The organism is Pseudenhygromyxa sp. WMMC2535, from assembly GCF_011083025.2.
On the sequence record NZ_JABJWV010000001.1, the window covers coordinates 3,213,547 to 3,233,817 of the forward strand.

Genomic DNA, 20,271 nt, shown 5'->3' on the forward strand with positions numbered 1-20,271 from the left:
GGCGCGGCTCAGGGCTCGGCCTCGACGGCGCTAGCGACATAGGCCGCGTGGGCGACGAGGAACTCGGCCTCGTGCTCGTCGCGGACCTCGGTGTAGATGATGTTGAGGAAGCTGTAGGCCGAGGACGCGAGCAGGGTCAGCCAGCCGGGGTCCTCGGTGTAGCGCTCGAGCACGGACGCGAAGATCGGGTGGGCGGTGTTGAGGCGCGGGCCGTCGGCGGTGGTCGCAAAGAGCGGGTCGCGGCGGCGGGCGTCGATGCCCTCGAGCAGGCGCAGGGACTCGAGGTGGCGCTCGGAGATCAGGCCCTCGCGCTGGCCTCGGACCAGGCGCAGCTCCTCGCGCAGGGCTTCGAGCAGGAGCGCGGCCGGGGTCGGGAGCGCGGCTTTGGCCGCGGCTTCGGCCTTGGCCGCGGCTTCGGCCTTGGCCTGCTCGTGCCTGGCCTTCTCGCGGGCCGCGAGCGCCTGGCGCTCGCGCTCGCGTTGCTGGCGAAGCTGCTCTTCGGCGCGCAGCTTGGCCTCGCGGAGGAGCTCGCGGCGGCGCTCGGCCTCGCGCTCCCTGGCCGCGCGCAGCTCGGCCTCGCGCTCGCGCTCGCGCTCGCGTCGCTCGAGCTCGCGGACCTCGGCTTCGCGCTGGGCGAGGAGCTCCTCGGCCGAGGGCCCCGTCCACAGCCGGAGGTGGGCGAGCTCGAGCGGGCGCTCGCGGGCCGCGACCGCGGGGCTGATCCACCGCCCGTTGCTGAGCTGGAGCAGGGGCAGCTCGAGGAGCGCCGCGTAGGCCTGCTGCTTGCGGTCGGTGGGCGCGCGACCACGGCGACGGCGACGCGCGTAGGCCTCGCCGATCTTCCCGTGCAGGCGCATGAACAGCCCGCGCAGGCCGTCGCGGGTGGCGGTGAAGCGCCGCCGGCCTTCGGCGGTGCCCAGGGCGTGCTCGGGCAGGGCGAAGCTGCGCGCGAGCTCGATCCACAGCTTGCTGGCGTGGCGCTCGAGCAGCTGCTCTTGCGCGCGGGTCAGCGAGGCGCGCGACCACTCGGGGTCGACCTGATCGTCGGGTAGCGAGAGCGCGCCGGTGTGGGGAAAGGTCGCGGCGCTGGGGCGCTGGCCGAGCACGCGGCCGTCGTTGCCGAGGGTGAGGTCGGTCTCGCCGCCGACGCTGATGCCCAGCCAGCCCTCGAGCCCGTCCTCCGCCAGCATGACGTGGACTAGCAGGCCCTCGGGCGGATGGGTCGGGAGCGCCGCCGCGTCGGCCTTGCGCGCGGCGACCCGCTGGACGCGGGCGCGCTCGGCCCCGTAGTCGCGCAGCGGACCAAAGAGCGCGCGCAGGCACGGCTCGATGTCTCCGCGCTCGAGGATCAGAACTGGGCCCTCGGGCAGCTCGAGCTCGTCGCGCGCGTGGAGGGTGATCAGGGGCCCGCGCTCCGCGGCCTCGGCGAGCTCCTCGGCGGACCAGGGCTTGCGCGCGCCGGGGAAGACCGGGGCCGCGGCGAGCTTGGAGAAGGTCGACCGGAGCTTGCGGGCGCGGTAGCCCCCGCTGCCCGGCGGCCACTTGCGCAGCGCCGCGCGGATCAACACGGCGGCCTCGGCCCTGGCCTCGCCCTCGAGGTCCTCGAAGCCCAGAGCGTAGTCGCCGAGCAGCTTCTTCGCGCGGCGCAGGACCAGCTTGCGCAGGCGGGCGCGCTCCTTGGCCGAGACGTCGTCGTGGCTGGTGGTCACCTCGAGGTCCTCGACCTCGACCACGGCGAGAGAGGCGATCGGGCCGGCGGGGAAGCGCAGCGTGGTGACCTCGCGGCCCTCGGTGAGCACGCGGACGACGTTGGTGGAGGCCTCGCTCGAGCGCGCCAGGCCGCTCTCGCCGCGGATCCCTGGCGCCGAGAGCGGGGCGAGAGCGAGCACGGAGCCGCGGGCCAGGCGGGGCTCGTCGATCCGCCGGCGGCGCTCGAAGTCGGCGCGGCCGCGCAGCCAGGCGCTGATCTCCTCGAGGGCCTCGACGCCAAACAGGTCCCGGAGCAGGGCGAGCTCGACGGCGTCGAGGGCCAGGACGCCAAACTCGACCTTGGCGGTCTGGGCCAGCGTGAAGCTGTCGGTCACCCAGGCCAGGGGCTCGCCCTGGTCGAGGTGGAGGATCAGCTCGGCGAAGCTCCAGCGCCGCTGCGGATCGACCTCGCCGCGCTCGGTGGCGAAGGCGCGAAAGCAGGGCTGGGTGAGCAGCCGGCCCAAGCTGGGGACCAGGGCCTGGCGCAGGCGCGCGCGCTGAGCTCGAGCCTCGCTGACCCGCGCGGTGGCCCGGCCGAGCTGGGCGCGGATCGCCTCGGGCGAGGGCTGCTCGCCCGCGCTGCGCAGGCGCCCGATCGCGCGGGTCAGGTCGGTCTGTGGGTAGCGCTCGAGGATCTCCAGCCACCCGGTGAGGGTCTCGAGCGCCGCGTCCTGGCCGTGCTCGCGCAGCTGCTCGCAAAAATTGGTGACCAAGGCGCGCTCGCCAAAGACCAGCTTGGGGACCGAGATCAGCGTCCACCACTCGCAGGCCATGAGCGCGTCGGCGGCCTCGCGGGCCTCGTCGAGCTCGCGCTCGATCAGCGCGGGGATCGTCGCGAGCAGCGGCTCGCGCAGGGCTCCGGGGTGGGCGAGCCCGCCAAAGTCGCGGGTCGTCTCGAGGGCCTCGCCGTCGACCCAGGCGACCAGGCCCGGGAGGGGGAGCGCGAGGCTGAGGTCGCACAGCTCGCGGCGGTGGTAGTGGACGCGCACGGCGGTCGAGAGATCGCTGATCTCGGCGGCCCGAAACTCGCGCAGGCCGAGGCCACCGCGCAGCGGCTCGCGGCTGCCCGCGTCGGCCTCGTCGCCGCCGCCAAAGTAGGCGCGGGCGAGGGTCGGCACGCCGAAGTTCGGGCGGCTCTCGGGCCGCGCCATGAAGGCCTCGCGGCGGCGCAGCCAGGCCAGCTCCTCGGCGAAGCTCTCGAGGCAGTCCTGGCCGACGAGCGCGCGCACGAGCTCGCGGTCGCTGCGTCCGAGCAGGTAGAGCTCGCGCTCGATGCCGGTCGGCATCGGGCCGGCGTCGGGCTCGACCCAGGCGAGCAAGACCCCGCCCGCGTGCGCGCGCCGGAGGTCGAGGAGCGAGGCCGGCGAGCCCACGGCCCGCGGGAACAGGCCGACGCTCGCCAGCGGGTGGGGCTGGGCCCCGGGCTCGTCGAGCTGCCAGCGCGGGCGGGTCTCGAGCTCGCGGCGCGCCTTGACCTCGCGCTTGGCCCGGCTGGAGCTGAAGCCGAGGGCCTGGAGGAAGCCGCGCTCGTAGTGGCGGCTCGACACGTGGCGCACGTACTCGCGCACGATCTCGCGCAGCTCGACGCTCCGCGGACCCACGGCGCCGCTGCGCGCGAGCGCGCTCATCAGCCGCTCGATGCCCTCGAGCACGGCCAGGCCGGTGGCGGCGAGGACCTCGTCGGCCTTGGCCCACTCGTAGCTGCTGGTGTCGAGGCTGAGCGGGGCCTCGACGACCACACACAGCCCCGGGAGCAGCTCGTCGAAGTGGCGCTCGGCGAGCAGGCAGCCCTCGGCGAGCAGGCGCAGCCAGCTGTCGGCCGTGCCCAGCGAGCGCAGGCCGAGCTCGCCGCGGATCACCCGCTTGGGGCCGAGCTCGACGCGGATCGGCTCGCGGACCAGGAAGTAGCCCTCGGGCAGCTCGGGCAGGTGGGTGCGGGCCATGAACGCCAGGCGTCGGTGCTGGCGCTCGTGCTCGCGGGCGAGGGCTTCGGTGTAGTCGCTGGTGTTGGCGCCAAAGAGGCGCTCGAGCAGCGCGGCGAGGTCGAGATTCTCCTCGTCGAGGTAGACCACGAAGGGCAGGTCGAGGGGGGCGAAGCCGTGGTGCTTGGAGGCGTAGCGCACCGGCCACTCGGACTCGAGCAGCGCGCGGGTCGAGACCCGCCCGGCGCCGACCGTGGGCCACAGCGGGACGCCGGCGATGGCCGCGAAGACCTCGTCTTCGGCCAGGGCCTCGCAGGGGTCCTCGCCGAGCTCGGTCCACCGCCTCAGCCACAGCTTCAGGCAGCGCTCGGCCCAGTCGAGCTGGAGCTCCGCGCCCTGGCGCTCGGCGAGGCGCGCGATCAGGTGGTCGTGGGCGTCGTGGGCCGCGAGCAGGATCGCCTCGTAGTGCTCGTCGCGGAGCAGCCGGCTCTGGGACACGTCCTTGCGCAGCCGCGAGCCGTCGATGATCGCCGCGAAGCCGGGGACCGCCCCGGGCAGCTCGGCCGACTCGATGAACACGGCGTTGGACAGGACCTCGACCCTGGGCTGGGCGAGGCCGTCGGCCTGGGTCGCGTCGCGCAGGCCGAGCACCGCGCGGCCGATCACCGGCCCGGTCGCCTGCCCGTCCGCGTCGAGCTCGCGGATCTCCCGGCCGTGCCAGTAGTCCGCGCCAAAGGGGTCCGCCCCGGAGATCTGCTCGTCGTCGATGAAGATCGGCGTCTTCGCCCAGCGGCAGTGCCTGCGCAGGAGCAGGGCCTCGGCGATCGTCCCCCCGAGGCTGCGGAAGAACTCGACGACCAGGCCGGGGCGGAAGCGGTCGCGGACGTGGATGTGGATCCCCGGCTCGGCGCCCTCGAGGGCCTCGACCTCGTCGGGCTGGTCCGGGCGCAGGGTCAAGGCGGCGCCGCGGCCTTCGGCGTCCACGCTGCGCACTCGCACCCAGCGCGGGTTGAGGGCCATGGCCGAGTTGATCGCGTAGGCCAGCTGCTGCATGGCGGGCAGGCGCGCGCGGGCGTCCTGGTCGAGCTGGTCGAGCTGGTCGGCCTCGACGAAGAGCGCGCCGTAGACGTTGGCGAGCTGCGCGTAGCGAAACGCCCGGCCGAGGAAGCGCAGGTGCAGGTCGTCGCTGTCGAAGGAGAAGTCGAGGCGCTCGGCCCCGGCGAGCAGCGCGGCCTCGACGAGCAGCAACACGTAGCGGTGGGGATCGGCGAGCTGGTAGGCGCGCAGCTTCTCCCGCGCCTTCTCGGCGTCGATGGAGAAGTGCGAGCGGGCCTCGACCTCGCCGGCGGATTCGAGCTCTTCGAGCAGCGCCATGATCAAGTCGTGTCAGGCCGTATCAGGCCGTGCGGAGGGAGCGGGCGTCGTGGGTCAGCTGGACCAGGGCCTCGTCGGTGCGCGCGTCGAGGCGCTCGCCCAGGAAGAAGGCCTTGACGGTGAAGTAGGCGGCGAGCTCGGGCTCGCTGCGCGCGAGCTCGGCGAAGCCGCGGATCGTCGGGTGGTCGGCGTTGAGCACGAGCGCGCGCCGGGTCGAGAGCAGCCCCGTGCCCAGGGCGCTGGCCTCGGCGACCAAGGTGAGCTCGCCGAACTCGGCCTGGGTGATCGCCACGCGCTCGCGCAGGGCGGGGTCGGGGTTGTGCAGGTGGCCGAGGTGGACGCCGTGGACCTTGGCGCCCCAGCCGTCGAGCAGCCGAGCCACGGCCGCGGTCAGCGGCTGCCAGCGCAGCGCCTCCTCGGAGTCCCTGGCCGGCGTGGCGGTGCACCACGCGTCGATGTTCAGGCTGCCTCGGCCCACGCGATCGGCCAGGGTCCAGCCGGCCGCGCAGGTCGGGGGCAGCCAGAGCACCAGGTAGCCCGCGCGCTCCATGGCCTCGCTGAGCTCGCTGGGCGCCGACGCGAGCACCGGGCGCTTGGCGGCGCTGCGCCTGGCTCGGCGCAGGTTCGCCAGGCTGATCAGCCGCCCCGCGGGGCTGCGAAAGAGCGCGCGCTCGGCCACGCTCTCGGGCAGCGCGTGCTCGGCCTGCTCGTGCCACGCGGCCGCGGCCCACAGGTACTCGAGGCGCTCGGTCGAGGCGTCGTCGAGGCCCGCGCTGGGGTCGAGCAGGCGGACCGCGGCGTCGATCTCGGCGAACACCCGCTCGCACAGCTCGCCCGCGACCAGCGCGTGGACCTGGGCCATGAGCCGGTCGAAGCCCTGGTCGCGGATCACGTCGTCGCGGGTCAGCGTGTGCTCGAGCTTGGCCGAGCTCGCCTTGAAGGCCAGGCCGGGGATCATCTCCTGCTCGATGAGCGTCAGCCCGCGGTTGTAAAAGCCCGCGAAGGAGCCGCGATCGGCGAGGTGGCCGACGACCACGAGCTCGTCGCTGTCTCCGCTCCCGCTCTCGCTCCCACCCCCGGCTCCGCCTTGCTGACGGACCTCGAGGGGCGCGCCGAGCTCGAAGGGCTCGTTGATCAGCTCGCCCTCGACGCGGACCTCGCCGGACACGTGCTTACACCAGTAGCCCACGACCTCGCGGGCGCGCGCGCGAAAGTCCGCGTACTCGCTGGGCGAGAGCGCCTTGAAGATCTGGATCTGCGTGCCCTCGGTCGGCGCCTCGCGGCGGACCAGCGAGAACCGGCGCTCGGCGTCGAAGACGATCCGCCAGTTCTCGCCGTCGCGCGAGGTGTCGATGCACACCGCCTCGGGCTGGATCGCGAACACCGAGACGAAGCCGATGCCGAACTTTCCGATCTTCGTGCGATCGCCGTCCTTGCTCGACGAGAACAGCCGCGTCAGCCGGGTGTCGATGATCTCGCGGTTCATGCCCGCGCCCCAGTCGTCGACGTGGATGACCATCTTGCCCTCGCGGTAGTCGAAGCGGATCTCGACCTCCTCGGAGCCGGCGTCGAGGGCGTTTTGAATCAGCTCGCGGAAGAAGGCCATCGAGTCCGAGAACTGATTGACCAGGCGCTCGAGGGCGTCGTTGACAGACAGTGGCTCGGGCTTCCCCACGGCGGGGGCAGCCTATCAGGCCCCGCGGCCGACTGGCACCCGGGGATGCGACCGGCCGCGCAGTCAGGGCGGGCGCTCGGGGATCCGCTGCGTCTGGGGGCGACGAAGCCGTGACGAGGCGGCGCTGTGATGTCATGCTGAGCGACATGAGTGAGAGACCCGAAGATGATGGCCGCGAGGACGAGCTGGAGGACGCCGAGGCGAAGGGCGCCGAGCCTAGATCCGCGGGCCGCGACCCCGACCTCGATCACGATCCCGACCTCGCGCTCTTCGAGCGCTGGCGCGGAGGCGACCGCGAAGCGGGCGGTCGCCTGGTCGCGAGATACTTCAACGATCTGCGCGTGTACTTCCTGCGTCGGCTGCCCGAGTACGAGCCCGAGGAGCTGATCCAGGAGACCTTCCTGCGCATGATCAGCGCCCTCGAGCGCTTCGAGGGCCGGGCCACGGTGCGCTCGTTTTTGTTTGGGATCGCGCGTCACCTGTTCTACGAGAGCTTGCGTGGGCGCGCGCGCAAGCTCGACACCTACCGCGACTCGCTGTGCTGCGTCGGCACCCGGGGGGTGCTGTCCGAGTCGCTGGTGATCGAGGAGCTCGGCCTGCTGTCCGCGGCGATGGACGCGATCTCCATCGAGCAGCTCGAGGTGATCGACTACCACTACTTCTACGAGCTGTCGCAGCGCGAGGTCGCGGCGGTCCTGGGGATCCCCGAGGGCACGGTCAAGTCGCGGCTGCGGGCGGCCCGTGAGGCGCTCGTCGTCGAGATCTCCAGACGCCTGGGCGTCGACGCCAAGGACTGGTGCGAGGAGATGGTCGAGCGCGGGCTGACCAGGCTGCGCGACGTCTTGCTGCGCGAGCGCGAGCGCAGAAAGTGAGCTCGGGTTCGCGTCTATACTGGGCCGCGTGTGCTTCGAGACCCGGCCCCTGCGCTCGCTGCCCAGGCAGGTCTTGCGCCTCGGCGCGGCGCAAAACCCCGTGCTCGTCATCGACGACCTGTTCAGGGATCCGCACGCCCTGCGGGCGTGGGCCCTGGGTTCGTCTCGGTGGCGCAGCGCGAACGCCCAGGAGTTTTATCAGGGCTACTATTGCTCGGGCCACGCCCCGGAGCCCGCGGTCGCGGCCCTGACCCACGCGCTCCAAACCTGGTTTTGGCGCGAGCTCTACGGCCTCCCCGACGCCCACGCGGACTGGTCCTTTCGACGCTGGGGCGAGGCGCTCACCCACCGCGATGGGACGTTCTCCTTCGGCGCTTACGCACCTCACCCCGACGAGCGCTACGCCTCGATCCACACCGACCCGGGCTCGTGGCTGACGGCGGTGGTCTACCTCTCGGATCCGCAGCGCGAGCAGCCGGGGGGCACGGCCTTTTGGCGCCACATCGACACCGGCCTGAGCTCCTTCGTCGCGCGCCCGGACATCGCCCACCACCTGCTGCTCGAGCGCCTATTTGGCGTGCGCACCCTCCATGCCCTGGGCGCGCTCTACGGCGCCCAGGCCGAGCTGTGGGTCGACATCATCGAGCACATGCGCGTGTCCACGCAGCTCGCGGCCGTGACTCGGCCCGAGGACATGGGCGGTGAGGACTTCGAGCTGCTCGCGCTGGTGCCCGAGCGCTTCAACCGGCTGGTGGTCTTCCCGGGCTGGCAGTGGCACAGCATGTATCGCCCCGACTACGTGGCGCCGAAGCGGCTGGCGGACACCCGGCTGACCTTCAACAAGTTCATCCCGCTGCCGATCGAGTGGCAGCACACCCCGCGCAAGGTGGCGGCCTTGGCTGATCTGCCCTTCGAGGGCGAGGGCGAGGGCGAGGGCGAGGGCGAGGGCGAGGGCGAGGGCGAGGGCGAGGGCGAGGGGCGGGGGCAGGGATGATCGGCCTCAGGTCCCCGGCTCGACGGCCTCGTCGAGGAGCAGCAGCCCCTCGACGACCATGCGCAGCGCGATGGTGTGTTGGCCGTCCGCGTCGAGGTCGGGGATGTCGGCCACGCGAAAGCGCGGGGTCTCCAGACAAAAGCGCAGCGCCCTGGTCACGCGCTCGGGCAGCTCGAGGGTGCCGTGGTCGGGGACGTCCAAGATCAGCTGCTCGTCGCGGGTGCTCAGGCGGTAGCGCAGGTCGACGCGCGGGCGCAGCCAGGTGGACGGGCCGAGGGCCGCGAGGCCGACGACGCTGGCCAGCTGGCCGCGGGCGAAGCGGGGGGCGCTGGCGAGCAGCTCGCGCGAGAGCGCGTCGACCTCGGCGGCGGGGTCGATGGTCGCGAGCATGCGCTGGCCGAGCTCGGTGAAGCGCGCGGCCAGGCGCTCGGGCTCGCGCTCGGCGGGGGGCGGCAGGGCCTCACGAAAGCGCGGGTCCGCCTCGGCGCGGGCGAGGGCCCGGCGCATGAGGTCGATCCAGCGGTGGGGGTGCAGGGCCAAGGCGAGGTGCAAGGAGGTCTCGGGGCCGGGGTTTTGGGCCTCGTGAACCCAGCCGCGCGGGACGTAGAGGCGATCGCCGGGGCCGAGCTCGAGCTCGAGGGGCTGGCCACGCTCGCGCCTGTCCTCGCCCTGGTCGAAGTAGCTGTGATGGGCGAGGGGGAGCGGGTGGCCCGAGGCCCACAGCCGCCAGCGCTTGCGCCCGCGCAGCTGGATCACGAAGGAGTCGCTCGTGTCCCAGTGGCGGGGGAAGCCGCGCTCGCCCGGCGGGGTCAAGAAGGCGTTGGCGCTCGCGCGCAGGCCGAGGGCGAGCTCGGCGGCCTGGCACAGCAAGAAGGGCAGCTCGGCGTGCTCCTCGATCGCGTTGACGACGATCGTCGCGCCGCGGCTGTGCAGCTCGACGACGCGCTGGACGTCGACGACGCGCTCGACCTCCAGCAAGGTCCCCGGCTTGGTGAAGTCCTCGGGGGGCAGGGCGCCGCCGCGCGAGAGCGAGACCTGCTCGGGAGTGAGCGCCCCGCGAGACAAGATCGCGTCGAGCTGGTCGAGGCTCAGCAGGCTCGAGAAGTCGTGGGCCTGGCCGGGCTCGCAGGGCAGGTGCAGCGGTCGACGATCTCTATGCTCGCGCGCGAAGCTGTCCGAGCGCAGGGCGTCGATGACCGCGTCGATGATCGGTCTGGCCATGGGGGCTCAGGGTAGGCGGACGAGGGGCGCGGCGTCGCCGGTCTGGCCGTTTTGGCGAAAGCTGGTGCGCAGGCGCTTGGGGGCGCGCTCGACCCTGAGCTCCTCGACCTGAAGACTGAGCAGGACAGGCGCGGCTGCGAGCCCCTCGCAGGTCGCGGTGAGCTGGCTGCCCTGCGCGGCGCCGGCTGCGGTGCACAGGGCCAGGGCCGCGGAGGTGGCGAGGGTGCTCGAGCTGCGGCGCATGAGCCGATGCTACCACCTCGGCCCTGGTCGCCGCGGGATCGAGGGGCGGCGCGAGTCAGGACCTCGTCCGTACTCGTGGAGCGCGAGCTAGGAGCCCGTGGTGAAACCCAACACGACACCTCGCTTGGTCTTTTCGCCGAAGGCTTTGTCGCCAAAACTTGCAGTACGCCCGGTACAGCGGCGTTTTGGCTTCGCGCCCTCGACAAAAATCCCGGCGCCAGGAGCCGCGCTGGGTTCCACCACGGGCTCCTAGCGGCCGCCGGTCAGCCGCTCGCGCAGCGCCGGCGCGAGCACCTCGGCCACCCGCGCGCACTTGCCCGCGTCGACGTGCATGGCCGCGAGCGGAGTCCAGGCCGCGACGAGCAGATCCCGGCGCAGCTCCAGGCACAGCACCTGCCCCGGGTACTGCGCCGACCAGGTGTAGCCGAGGGTGCTCGGGTGGATGTAGTAGGCCTCGTTGGCCACGGGCGAGAAGCCGGCGGCCGCGAAGGCGTCGAGCAGCGCTTGCTCGAGCCCTTCGGGGGCGTAGCAGCGGCCCTCGGCGTCGCGGGTCAGCAGGTCGACCTCGGCGCGCAGCGGCCAGCTGTCGTGGCGATCCGGCGCGCAGGCCCAGCGCAGCTTGGTGATGATCTCGTCGTCGATCGCGTCGATGCCGAGGGTGCGCGGTCCGTAGGTGTGCGGGACCAGGGCGAGGCCGCCGGCGCCGCAGACCAGCGCGTAGGCCTGGCGCGCGGCCTCGACGTAGCGGCGGTGCAGGGTGGTCAGCAGCGCGCGATCGTCCGCGTCGCGGACATAAGGTGGGATCCCCGGGGTGAGCGCGCCCTCGCCGAGGCGGCCGTCGCCATAGTCGGCGGGGCGGTTGCAGTCGACGAAGGTCCGGGGGATCAGGCTGCGGACGATCAGCGCGGCGCGCTTGGGCTCGGCCGCGAGCAGGGCCTGGGCCGTCGCGCGTCCGTAGGCCCACGCGCCGACGTCGGTGTTCACGAAGAAGAATTCCTCGAGGTCTTCGGGCAGCGCCCCGCGCAGGCGCCCGCGCAGCTGCTCGTAGTGGGCGCGCTCGTCGGCGCCGTGGGGGACCTCGACCAGCAAGCTGGGCGCGCCACCCTCGTGCTCGGCCCCGCGCAGCAGCTCGACGTCGACGATGTTGGGGATCGAGGCGGGTTGCTCGGGCACGGGCAGCTTCTAGCGGATCCCCGCCGCGGCGTCACGCCGCGCGGGGGCGCGCGTCAGTAGGGCGTCATCTCGTCGCACCACAGGTTCTCGCCCACGTCGGTCGCGAGCAGCTCGACGTAGCGCTCGAAGAAGCCCACGCGATCCGCGACCTTGGCGTTGCCGGGCATGCTGCACTCGAGCCCGCCGTTGATGATGTTGGTGGTCATGCCAAAGCCGGGCAGGCGGCCGAGGGCCTGGTCGTCGGCGCTGGGCTGCCAGGCGCCGGTCATCACGTCGTGGGCCGAGGGCTTGGGGGCCTGCTCGGTCATCCAAAACCACAGCGCGGTCTGGATCGCCAGCTTGCTGTCGTCGCGGACCAGGTCGGGGTCGGCGAGCAGATCCACGCCGAGGGCGTCGCCGGCCTGGCCGTAGTTGTAGTTCCAGCTCAGCTGGATGGCTCCGCGGCCGTGGTAGGTCTTGCCCGCCGCGCAGGGGTACATGGCCGAGTTCGCGTCGCAGTACTGCGGGCAGGCGTTGTTCTCACAGCCGAGCTCTTCGATGAAGCACAGGCCCCAGGCGTAGGGGCCGTCGGGCGCGTCGGCCCAGCCGCCGGTGGTCTCGTGGGAGATCTGCGCCAAGAAGGCGGCGAGCTCCCGGCGGCGCGTGGCCGCGTCGCCCTCGCAGGCGAAGCTCGGGTAGTCGGCGGCGGCGTCGAGCAGGCCCTGGAGGGTGTAGACCGCCCCCGAGCAGGCGGCGTCGTCCTTGTGCAAGAAGAGCTCGTCCCACACCGGCTGGTCGATGATCTCGGCGAGCTCGCAGTCGAGCGCGCCGGTGCTCGAGCTCGAGTCGTCGTCGCTGCTGCTCGGGTCGTCGTCGCTGTCGGCGTCGCTGCTGGTCGGGTCATCGTCGCTGTCGGCGGCGCTGCTGCTCGGGTCATCGTCGCTGTCGGCGGCGTCGCTGCTGGTCGGGTCGTCGTCGCTGTCGACGGCGTCGCTCTCGCTCTCACTCGCGCTGGCGCCCGAGCTCTCGCTGGCGCCCGAGCTCTCGCTGGCGCCCGAGCTCGAGCTCGAGCTCGAGTCGGCGGCCTCGTCTTCGCTCGCGCCTTGGGTCTCTTCGGCGCCGGCGTCTTCCGTGCAGGCGGTCGAGCGCAACGCGGCGAGGAGGGCGAGGCCGCCGAGGGTGGAGGTGCTCGATGGGCGCGGCATGGGCCATCTTGGCCGAGGTGCGCCGAACTTGCTGTCTCGACCCTCACCGTGGCGCCAGAAGGGATCGATGAAGTGGCCCCGCAAAAAGTGCGCCAAATTCACGAAAATGACCAGAAGTGGCCATCTGGTCAGACATTAAATTGCTTTCGAAGGCTTTAATCTTGAAAAACTGACTGGAAGGCGTAGATCAGTCATCGTGTCCATGAGCCTCGAAGACGCCGCCGAGCGGCTCCGCACCTACATGGGTGACGTCGACCCGAGCCGGGCCAAGGGTCGCAAGCGCGTGGCGATCCTCGAGGCGGCTCACGAGCGCTTCGTGGCCCAGGGCTACCGCGAGACCAGCATGGACGAGATCGCGGTGGCGGTCGGGGTCGCCAAGGGCACGCTCTACCTCTACTTCCCGCGCAAGATCGATCTGCTGATCGCCTGCATCGCCCGGGAGAAGCTGGCGCTGGTCCCCATGCTCGCGCGGGCCTTCGACGAGGGCCTGTCCGCGCAAGAGCGCCTCAAGCAGTGGTTGGTCGTGATGCTGACCTGGCCGGCCGAGGCGCCGCTCAACACGAGGATCGTCGAGGGCGAGCTCGCCGAGGTCATGGCCGAGATCCCCGCGGAGCTGATGGGAGACAGCAAGGCTCTGCGCACGGATCTGCTCGCGCCGCTGCTCGACGCCGTCGCCGGTGACCACCGCTGGAGCGCCGTCGAGCTCCAGGATCGCGCCTACGTGGTCGCGGCCCTGGGCGTGCTCGCGCCGGCCATTCGCCAGGAGTGGATCCGCCCCGGGATGACGCCGCAGCGCTTCGCAATGATCCTCGCCGACCTCGTGGTCGACGGCCTGCGCCCGCGCTCGGAGCACGGCCAGACCCAGACCCAGAATTCCGCCCCCACAATCTCGAACCCAAACGAGGAGCCGTCATGACCACGTCACGCCGCACCCTGCTCACCGCCGCGCTCGCGCTGCCTCTGGCCGCCGCGCTAGCGAGCTTGCCTCGCACGAGCCTCGCCGCCCCGCCCCCCGAGCCCGGCGACCCCGAGTTTCCGCGCTACCTCCTCGACCAGGTCGACGACGTCCACCGCGGGCGCTCGAGCCACGCGGACATGACCATGAAGGTCAAGACCGAGCACTGGGAGCGCTCGATGAAGCTCGAGAGCTGGAGCCTGGGCGAGGACTACTCGCTGATCCGCATCCTCGAGCCCAAAAAAGAGCGCGGCACGGCCACGCTCAAGTCCAAGGGCGATCTGTTCACCTACCTGAGCAAGACCGGGCGAACCATCAAGATCTCCGGCGCGTCCATGGGCGGGTCGTGGATGGGCAGCCACTTCACAAACGACGACCTGATCAAGGACAGCCGCCTGGCCGACGACTTCGACTACAAGCTCGAGGAGGGGCCGACGATCGAGGGCGAGGCGACCTGGGCGGTGGTCTTGATGCCCAAGCCCTCGGCCGTGGTCGTGTGGGGGCGGATCGACGTCATGGTCCGCAAGTCCGACCGCATGCCGGCGGCGGAGCTGTTCTACGACGAGGACCAAAAGCCGGTCCGCAAGCTCGAGTTCAGCGGCTACCGCACGCAGGGCGCGCGGATCGTGCCCTCGCGCATGCGCATGACCCCGCTCGACAAGTCCGGCGAGTACACCGAGGTCAGCTACGAGAAGCTCGAGTTCGACATCGATCTGAAGCCCGAATTCTTCAGCGTGCAGCAGCTCAAGGCGCTCTAGTCAGCCGCGGATCAAGATCATGCTCGACGACCTTCGACTCGCCTGGCGCAACGTGTGGCGCAACACTCGGCGCAGCGTGGTGACCATCGCCGCGGCCGCGCTCGCGCTGCTGGTGATCATCTTCTACTCGGGCATGGTCACCGGCTACGTCGAGGGCCTGCAGCGCAACATCCTCGACCTCGAGATGGGCGACGGGCAGATCTTCGCCGAGGAGTATCGCGCCAAGCCCTCGCTCTATACGGCGATCGAGGACCCCGAGCCGCTGCTCGCCAAGCTGCGCGATGCCGGCTACCGGGTCTCGCCGCGGCTGCTGGCCGCGGGTCTCGGCGCCGGTGAGGACAACTCCGCGGGTGTGCAGATCGTCGGCCTCGAGGTCGAGGCGCACCGCGGGGTCAGCAAGATCCACGAGCAGCTCCACGAGGGCGCGTGGTTGAGCGATGACGACGATGGCGTGGTCATCGGCCGGCGCCTGGGCGAGGAGCTCGGCCTCGGCGTGGGCGACGAGCTGGTGGTGCTCTCCCAGGGCGCCGACGGATCCATGGCCAACGAGGTCTACCCGGTCCGCGGCCTGCTCCGGGGCATCTCCGAGGCCGTCGACCGCGGCGGGGTGTTCATGACCTCGGCCAAGTTCCGCGAGCTGATGGTCTACGAGGGCGGCGTCCACCAGATCATCTTCCGCATCCCCGAGGGCGTCGAGCTCGACGCGGCCGTCGACGCCGCTCAGGCCATGGCCCCCGCGGGCGTCGAGGTCTCGAGCTGGAAGCAGCTCCAGCCGAGCATGGCCACGATGCTCGAGTCCACCCAGGGCGCCATGGCCGTGATGATGGGCATCATCTACATCGCCGTGGGTATCGTGGTGCTCAACGCCATGCTCATGGCCGTGTTCGAGCGCACCCGCGAGTTCGGGGTGCTCAAGGCCGTGGGCTTCGGCCCGGGCAAGGTGTTCCGGCTGATCATGTTCGAGACCGCGATCCAGGCCGCGTTCGCCGTCACCCTCGGCGTGCTCCTGGCCGTGCCTCTCAACTACTACATGACGACCACGGGCATCGACCTGAGCTCGCTGGGCGACATGTCCGTGATGAACGTGGCCATGGACCCGATCTGGCGGTCCAAGGTCGACGCCTCGACCTACACGACCCCGGTGACGGCGCTGGTCGTCATCATCATCTTGGCCGTGCTCTACCCGGCGTCGCGCGCCGCCTGGATCAAGCCACTCGACGCGATCCGCGACTAGCAGCCAGCAGGACCTCACCATGGCCGGACCACGACTCCCACTCCTCGCCTGGCGCAACTTGTGGCGCAACAGCCGGCGCACGGCGATCACCTTGTTCAGCATCGCCTTCGGCGTGCTCCTGGCGACGATCTCCACGGGCATCGGCGACTCCTCCTACTCCGAGATGATCGACTACGCCTCGCGCCTGGGCGGCGGCCACGTGGTGATCCAGCACGCCGACTACGCGGATCACCCCTCGCTCAAGTCCACGGTCCGCGCCGACCCCCAGACCCTCGCCGAGCTCCGCGAGCGCGACGACGTCCGCGCGGTCTCGGTGCGGATCACCGGCGGGGTGATGCTCGCGACCTCGGCCAACAACGTGGGCGCGGGCGTGCTGGCCATGGACCCGGCGCTCGAGGACGAGACCACCTTGGGCCTGGTCGAGCACCTGGTCGAGGGGGAGATGTTCGCGACGGCTGACGACCCGGGGATCATCTTGGGCGCCAAGCTGGCCGAGAACCTCGACGTCGAGCTCGGCAAGAAGGTGGTCTACACGGTCACCGGCAAGGACGGCGAGATCACCAGCGGCCTGGCCCGGGTCTCGGGGATCTTGCGCACCGGCGCCCCGGAGGTCGACAGCGCGACTTGTCTGCTGCCGATCGGGAGCTTGCGCCAGACCCTGGGCTACGACGCGGACGAGGCCACGCAGATCGCCGTGTTCCTGGACAGCCACCGCCAGGCCCACGCCGTGGCCGCGGCGCTCACGGGACAAGTCGAGCTCGGCGAGCAGGCCGTCGCCCTGCCCTGGGATCAGGCCCTGCCCGACCTCGCCGGCTTCATCACCATGAAGGAGACCGGCAACATGGTCCTCCAGGGGATCATCACCGTGCTGATCGCCGCGGGCATCTTCAACACCTTGTTCGTCTCGGTGATGGAGCGCCTGCGCGAGTTTGGGATCCTCGCCGCGATCGGCTTTTCGTCGCTACAGCTGTTCGTGCTGATCATCTGGGAGAGCCTGTGGGTCGCGCTGTGCGGCCTCGCGGCTGGGGTCGTGCTCACGGCCTGGCCGTACTGGAAGCTCTCGACCGAGGGCATGGACTACTCGGCGATCCTCGGAGAGGGCGGCGCGCAGGTCTCCGGCGTGACCATGGACCCGATCCTCTACGTCGAGCTCTATCCCCCCCACGCCCTGGTCATCGCCGGGGCGATCATCGCCGCGACCTTGCTCGCGGGCATCTACCCCGCGCTGCGGGCCGGACGGGTCGAGCCCGTGAAGGTCATCCGAATTGTCTAGGAACCGCCACCATGACTGAAGCCGAACGCGACAGCGACCCCGTGATCGTCGAGCTCGAGGGCGTCGAGAAGACCTACATGCAGGGCAAGATCGAGGTCCACGCCCTGCGCGGCATCGACCTCGAGGTCCGCCGCGGTGAGTTCATGGCCCTGACCGGCCCCTCGGGCTCGGGCAAGACCACCGCGCTGAACATCATCGGCGCCCTCGACACCCCGTCCAAGGGCAGGGCCTTCGTCGAGGGCCGCGACCTCTCGACCATGAGCCGCGGCGAGCTCAGTCGCATGCGCCGCGACAAGATCGGCTTCGTGTTCCAGGCCTACAACCTGGTCCCGGTGCTGACCGCCTTCGAGAACGCCGAGATGGTCGTGCGCCTCCAGGGCGCCGACGCCGGCGAGCGCCGCGAGCGGGTCATGGCCCTGCTGAAGGAGGTGGGTCTCGAGGGCATGGAGAACCGCCGCCCCAACGAGCTGTCCGGCGGCCAGCAGCAGCGCGTGGCCATCGCCCGGGCGATCGCCTCCAACCCCGTGGTCACCCTCGCCGACGAGCCCACCGCCAACGTCGACTCGGTCACCGCCGAGATGTTGCTGACGGTCATGGAGACGCTCAACCGAGAGCGCGGCGTGACCTTCATCTTCTCGACCCACGACGAGCGGGTGATGGCCCGGGCGCGGCGAATCGTCCGCCTCGTCGACGGCAAGATCGTGTCCGACGAACGTCGAGAGTGAGCGCGCCGTGCTCGTCGCTGGCTGGCTGATCCTCGCGCTCCATGGCGCGCCCGCTGACGCGGCGCCGGACGCCGAGGGCTCGGGCGAGGAGGTCGAGGACGAGTCCGGCCCCGACGCGGACACGAGGGCGGCCTGGGAAGCGGCAGGCTGGGACGGGCCCGCGCAGGAGCCTGTGAAGGGCGCTGGCGAAGACGCGAGCGGGGCAGGGGGGGAAGACGGGCAGGGCGAAGCAGGACAGGGCGCAGCGGGACAGGACGGGTCCGCCGCGGGCCCCGACTCGGACTCGGCCGCGGCCTGGGAGGCGGCGGGCTGGGGCGCGCCCGCGGGTGGTGATGGTGGGGAGCCGAGCGAGGGCTCGGCGAGCGCCTGGGAGGCGGCGGGCTGGGGGCCGCCCAGTGGCGAGAGCAGTGGCGAGAGCAGTGGCGAGAGCGGTGATGAAAGCGGTGGCGAGAGCCCGAGTCCGGCGACATCGAGCGCGACCCTCGAGCTCAGGGGGGAGGGCGATGGGGAGGACGGTGAAGAGCGCGGCGCGTCCAAGCCCGCGGTCGGCGACATCCTCGGCGGCAGCCTGCGCCTGATGGGCGCCTACCTGCGCTTCGACGACACCCCCGAGCTCTTCCCCGAGCGCGCCGACGCCCTCGCCGTGGCCCTGGGCCGGGTGCTCGTCCGGGCCGACGTCGCCGAGGTCCTGCGCTTCGAGTTCAACGGCTTCTTCGAGCTCTCGCGCAGCCCCTCGGTGACCAGCGGCCAGGGCACCTTCGCCAGCGCCGGCAGCACCCAGAGCGCCTACAGGACCCGCTACCTCAGCTGGCGCTTTTGGGACGAGGACTCCGTCGGCGGCCAGCTCGGCGTCGACCGAGCGTCGATGCGCGTTCACACCGGCCCGCTCCAGATCGAGCTCGGCCGCTTCCCGGTGACCTACGCCGTCACCACCATGTTCACGACCAACGACTTCTTCGCCCCCTTCAGCGCGACCGCGGTCAACACCATCTACAAGCCCGGCGTCGACGCCCTGCGCGTCTCGGCGGGCATCGGCCCGCGCGCGAGCTGGGACGTGATCGGCGTGCTCGGCTACCAACCGCAGTACACCGGCGACTACGCCGATGACGGCAGCGCCATCGAAAACGAGCGCTGGGGCCGTCCCAGCTGGGCTCATACGGCCGTCCTCACCCGCGCCGCGATCGTCGGCGCCGGCTTCGAGTGGGCGGCCCTCGGCGGCAAGCTGTCCGAGCGCTGGGTCGCCGGCGGCTCGATCCAGGGCGACGCCGGCCCCCTGACCCTGCGCAGCGAATTCCACGTCGGCATCCCCGACGCCGAAGGCGACGGCCACGACAGCGATGATGCCCCCGTCTACGGCCGCGTCGCCGCTGGCTTTGGCGTGACCTTCGCCTGGCAAAACGCCAACCTCGTCGCCGAATACATGTTCGCCTCCGACGGCGCCGCCTCCCCCACCGGCTACATCGACCGCGCCCTCAGCGGCTACGCCGACGACCTCCCCTACCTCGGCCGCCACTACGCCGGCCTCGCCGCCGGCCTCGAGCTCATGCCCCTCCTGCGCGCTTCGGCCGTCGGCCTCGTCAACGCTGGCGACGGCTCGGGCATGGCGGGCCTGTCCTTGGCCTACAACGTCGCCGACGAGTCGGACCTGATCCTGGGCGTCTACGTCCCCTGGGGAAAGGGCCTGCAGGCCTACGACCTGCTCACCGGCAGCCTCGAGCTGGGCAGCGAATTCGGCCTGTCTCCCCTGAACATCTACCTCGAAGCCCGGGTGTTCTTCTGACCGCCAGCGGTCGAGGGTGGGGCCAGGCTCCTAGGTGAAGAGCTCGTCTTCGTCCATGGGATCGAGGGCCTTGGCTCGCTCGCACCAGCGCTCGAGCTGGGGGAGGGAGCGACAGCCCGAGAGCCGCGCGTGGCCCTCGGGGGAGAGCGCGAGCCCGCGTAGCTCGAAGATCGTGCGCACGAGCTGGCGCAGGCCTTCGGCACGGCCTTCGGCACGGCCCTCGCTGAGGCCTTCGGCCTTTCCCATGCGCAGGCCGTCGTGAAAGGCGACGCTGCGCCGCTCGATGTCGCTGATCTCGTTTGTCTGCATCTTCATCGCTCCAAAAATGAGCTCGCGGGCGTCTTCGTCGAGGGCCGCGAGCAGGTACGAGGCATATCTTTCACGGCGCTCGTCCTCGAGACGAAGGGCCGCCTGAAACGCTACGGCAAAGGGCTCGAAGTTGCCATGCGCGGCGTGGATCAGCGCCGAGAGCACGGCCCAGCCGGGGCGCTCGGGATCCTCGACTTCGGTGACGACTGGCATGTTTTTCTGGTCCAAGACCAGCAGCGCTTCATGGGGCGAGAGCCGATGCTCGCCCAGGCGCTGGGCCCAGCGCGAGACCTCGCCAGACAGCGCAATCACGAGCAAGGCCGTCACGTAGCCGATTTGCTCGGCGACCAGGGCCCAGTAGACCCACAGCCGCGCGGCCTTCTTGCGATCGGGCTGGCGCTGCGCTTCGACGACGATGGCCACGCCACCGTGCAGATCCGTCGGGTGGTCTCCAGATAAAATGCCGTCCGGACGAAGCTCATGCGTGTCCCCAAAACAGGGCGAGAAGCGGTCGATGACGGCGTGGCGCTCACGTAGATCTTGGAGCGCGGGCAGCTCGACCGCGAAGACCTCGCGCAAGATCCGAAAGCCGAGGCTGGGCTCGTCGATGAGGAGGCGGGCGACCCCTTGATGCAGTGTGCTGGGCACGACAGGAAGCCTTCGCAAGCGCCGGGCCAGCGGAAAACGACGTAATTTCAAGGGCACGAGGAGAGCTCCCCGGCCTACCTACGGGCCAGCGTCCCGCCGATTGGCCAAGCAACCCAACAAGCTGATGACCACGAGCATGCTCCCTCCCCGAGCCCGCTTCGAAGCGCTGAGCCCAGAGCTCC

The 20,271-nt window shown here is 71.3% G+C and carries 16 protein-coding genes; 8 read left to right on the forward strand and 8 right to left on the reverse strand.

What is annotated here, in order from left to right; all coding sequences use genetic code 11:
* Window positions 1-8 precede the first annotated feature (8 nt).
* Window positions 9-5,045: a hypothetical protein gene (locus tag G6O69_RS12410; RefSeq protein WP_172303720.1), complete on the reverse strand. Its 5,037-nt coding sequence runs from the start codon at window positions 5,043-5,045 to the stop codon at window positions 9-11.
* Window positions 5,046-5,067: 22 nt separating this feature from the next.
* The gene (locus G6O69_RS12415) at window positions 5,068-6,720 is read right to left on the reverse strand and encodes an ATP-binding protein (protein ID WP_172303721.1); all 1,653 of its coding nucleotides are present in this window, start codon (window positions 6,718-6,720) and stop codon (window positions 5,068-5,070) included.
* Between the two features lie 146 nt (window positions 6,721-6,866).
* Here G6O69_RS12415 and G6O69_RS12420 point away from each other — a divergent pair, with 146 nt between their 5' ends.
* Window positions 6,867-7,592 carry an RNA polymerase sigma factor gene (locus tag G6O69_RS12420; protein ID WP_172303722.1) on the forward strand — a complete coding sequence of 242 codons (726 nt, stop codon included), beginning with the start codon at window positions 6,867-6,869 and terminating at the stop codon, window positions 7,590-7,592.
* 28 nt (window positions 7,593-7,620) lie between these two features.
* A complete protein-coding gene (locus G6O69_RS12425; RefSeq protein WP_172303723.1) occupies window positions 7,621-8,586 on the forward strand; it encodes a DUF6445 family protein in 966 nt (321 codons plus the stop codon).
* 6 nt (window positions 8,587-8,592) lie between these two features.
* Here G6O69_RS12425 and G6O69_RS12430 read toward each other — a convergent pair whose 3' ends face one another.
* The 5 genes from G6O69_RS12430 to G6O69_RS12450 all read right to left on the reverse strand — a co-directional run bounded on the left by G6O69_RS12430 (window position 8,593) and on the right by G6O69_RS12450 (window position 12,407).
* Window positions 8,593-9,807, reverse strand: a complete 1,215-nt coding sequence (locus G6O69_RS12430) for a cupin domain-containing protein (protein WP_172303724.1) — start codon at window positions 9,805-9,807, stop codon at window positions 8,593-8,595.
* Between the two features lie 6 nt (window positions 9,808-9,813).
* Window positions 9,814-10,050 (reverse strand): hypothetical protein, encoded by a 237-nt coding sequence (locus G6O69_RS12435; RefSeq protein ID WP_172303725.1) that lies wholly within the window; start codon window positions 10,048-10,050, stop codon window positions 9,814-9,816.
* An 87-nt stretch (window positions 10,051-10,137) separates the two neighbouring features.
* Entirely contained in the window at window positions 10,138-10,290 is a 153-nt protein-coding gene (locus G6O69_RS12440; protein WP_176396792.1) for a hypothetical protein, read from the reverse strand.
* 9 nt (window positions 10,291-10,299) lie between these two features.
* Window positions 10,300-11,223: a hypothetical protein gene (locus tag G6O69_RS12445; protein ID WP_172303726.1), complete on the reverse strand. Its 924-nt coding sequence runs from the start codon at window positions 11,221-11,223 to the stop codon at window positions 10,300-10,302.
* A 53-nt stretch (window positions 11,224-11,276) separates the two neighbouring features.
* Window positions 11,277-12,407, reverse strand: a complete 1,131-nt coding sequence (locus G6O69_RS12450; protein ID WP_176396793.1) for a glycoside hydrolase family 19 protein — start codon at window positions 12,405-12,407, stop codon at window positions 11,277-11,279.
* Between the two features lie 202 nt (window positions 12,408-12,609).
* On the opposite strand from G6O69_RS12450, the gene G6O69_RS12455 reads away from it, so the two are divergent.
* The 6 genes from G6O69_RS12455 to G6O69_RS12480 are packed head-to-tail and all read left to right on the forward strand — an operon-like array spanning window position 12,610 to window position 19,132.
* On the forward strand, window positions 12,610-13,323 hold the full coding sequence (locus tag G6O69_RS12455; RefSeq protein ID WP_255216272.1) for a TetR/AcrR family transcriptional regulator: 714 nt from the start codon (window positions 12,610-12,612) through the stop codon (window positions 13,321-13,323).
* Window positions 13,320-14,120, forward strand: a complete 801-nt coding sequence (locus G6O69_RS12460) for an outer membrane lipoprotein-sorting protein (protein ID WP_172303728.1) — start codon at window positions 13,320-13,322, stop codon at window positions 14,118-14,120. Before G6O69_RS12455 ends, G6O69_RS12460 begins: the two co-directional genes overlap by 4 nt.
* 19 nt (window positions 14,121-14,139) lie before the next feature.
* Complete coding sequence (locus G6O69_RS12465) at window positions 14,140-15,354, forward strand: FtsX-like permease family protein (protein ID WP_172303729.1); 1,215 nt, start codon at window positions 14,140-14,142, stop codon at window positions 15,352-15,354.
* Between the two features lie 19 nt (window positions 15,355-15,373).
* The gene (locus G6O69_RS12470; RefSeq protein WP_172303730.1) at window positions 15,374-16,627 is read left to right on the forward strand and encodes an FtsX-like permease family protein; all 1,254 of its coding nucleotides are present in this window, start codon (window positions 15,374-15,376) and stop codon (window positions 16,625-16,627) included.
* 11 nt (window positions 16,628-16,638) lie between these two features.
* A complete protein-coding gene (locus G6O69_RS12475) occupies window positions 16,639-17,352 on the forward strand; it encodes an ABC transporter ATP-binding protein (protein ID WP_172303731.1) in 714 nt (237 codons plus the stop codon).
* A gap of 7 nt (window positions 17,353-17,359) precedes the next feature.
* On the forward strand, window positions 17,360-19,132 hold the full coding sequence (locus tag G6O69_RS12480; protein ID WP_172303732.1) for a hypothetical protein: 1,773 nt from the start codon (window positions 17,360-17,362) through the stop codon (window positions 19,130-19,132).
* A gap of 30 nt (window positions 19,133-19,162) precedes the next feature.
* On the opposite strand, the gene G6O69_RS12485 is transcribed toward G6O69_RS12480, so the two are convergent.
* Window positions 19,163-20,089 carry a hypothetical protein gene (locus tag G6O69_RS12485; RefSeq protein WP_172303733.1) on the reverse strand — a complete coding sequence of 309 codons (927 nt, stop codon included), beginning with the start codon at window positions 20,087-20,089 and terminating at the stop codon, window positions 19,163-19,165.
* Window positions 20,090-20,271 lie beyond the last annotated feature (182 nt).

Coding starts and splice junctions, on each gene's coding strand:
- G6O69_RS12460 (WP_172303728.1), top strand. CDS start 13,320: ATGACCACGTCACGCCGCACCCTGCTCACCGCCGCGCTCGCGCTGCCT.
- G6O69_RS12410 (WP_172303720.1), bottom strand. CDS start 5,045: ATGGCGCTGCTCGAAGAGCTCGAATCCGCCGGCGAGGTCGAGGCCCGC.
- G6O69_RS12455 (WP_255216272.1), top strand. CDS start 12,610: ATGAGCCTCGAAGACGCCGCCGAGCGGCTCCGCACCTACATGGGTGAC.
- G6O69_RS12475 (WP_172303731.1), top strand. CDS start 16,639: ATGACTGAAGCCGAACGCGACAGCGACCCCGTGATCGTCGAGCTCGAG.
- G6O69_RS12420 (WP_172303722.1), top strand. CDS start 6,867: ATGAGTGAGAGACCCGAAGATGATGGCCGCGAGGACGAGCTGGAGGAC.
- G6O69_RS12465 (WP_172303729.1), top strand. CDS start 14,140: ATGCTCGACGACCTTCGACTCGCCTGGCGCAACGTGTGGCGCAACACT.
- G6O69_RS12430 (WP_172303724.1), bottom strand. CDS start 9,807: ATGGCCAGACCGATCATCGACGCGGTCATCGACGCCCTGCGCTCGGAC.
- G6O69_RS12470 (WP_172303730.1), top strand. CDS start 15,374: ATGGCCGGACCACGACTCCCACTCCTCGCCTGGCGCAACTTGTGGCGC.
- G6O69_RS12435 (WP_172303725.1), bottom strand. CDS start 10,050: ATGCGCCGCAGCTCGAGCACCCTCGCCACCTCCGCGGCCCTGGCCCTG.
- G6O69_RS12450 (WP_176396793.1), bottom strand. CDS start 12,407: ATGCCGCGCCCATCGAGCACCTCCACCCTCGGCGGCCTCGCCCTCCTC.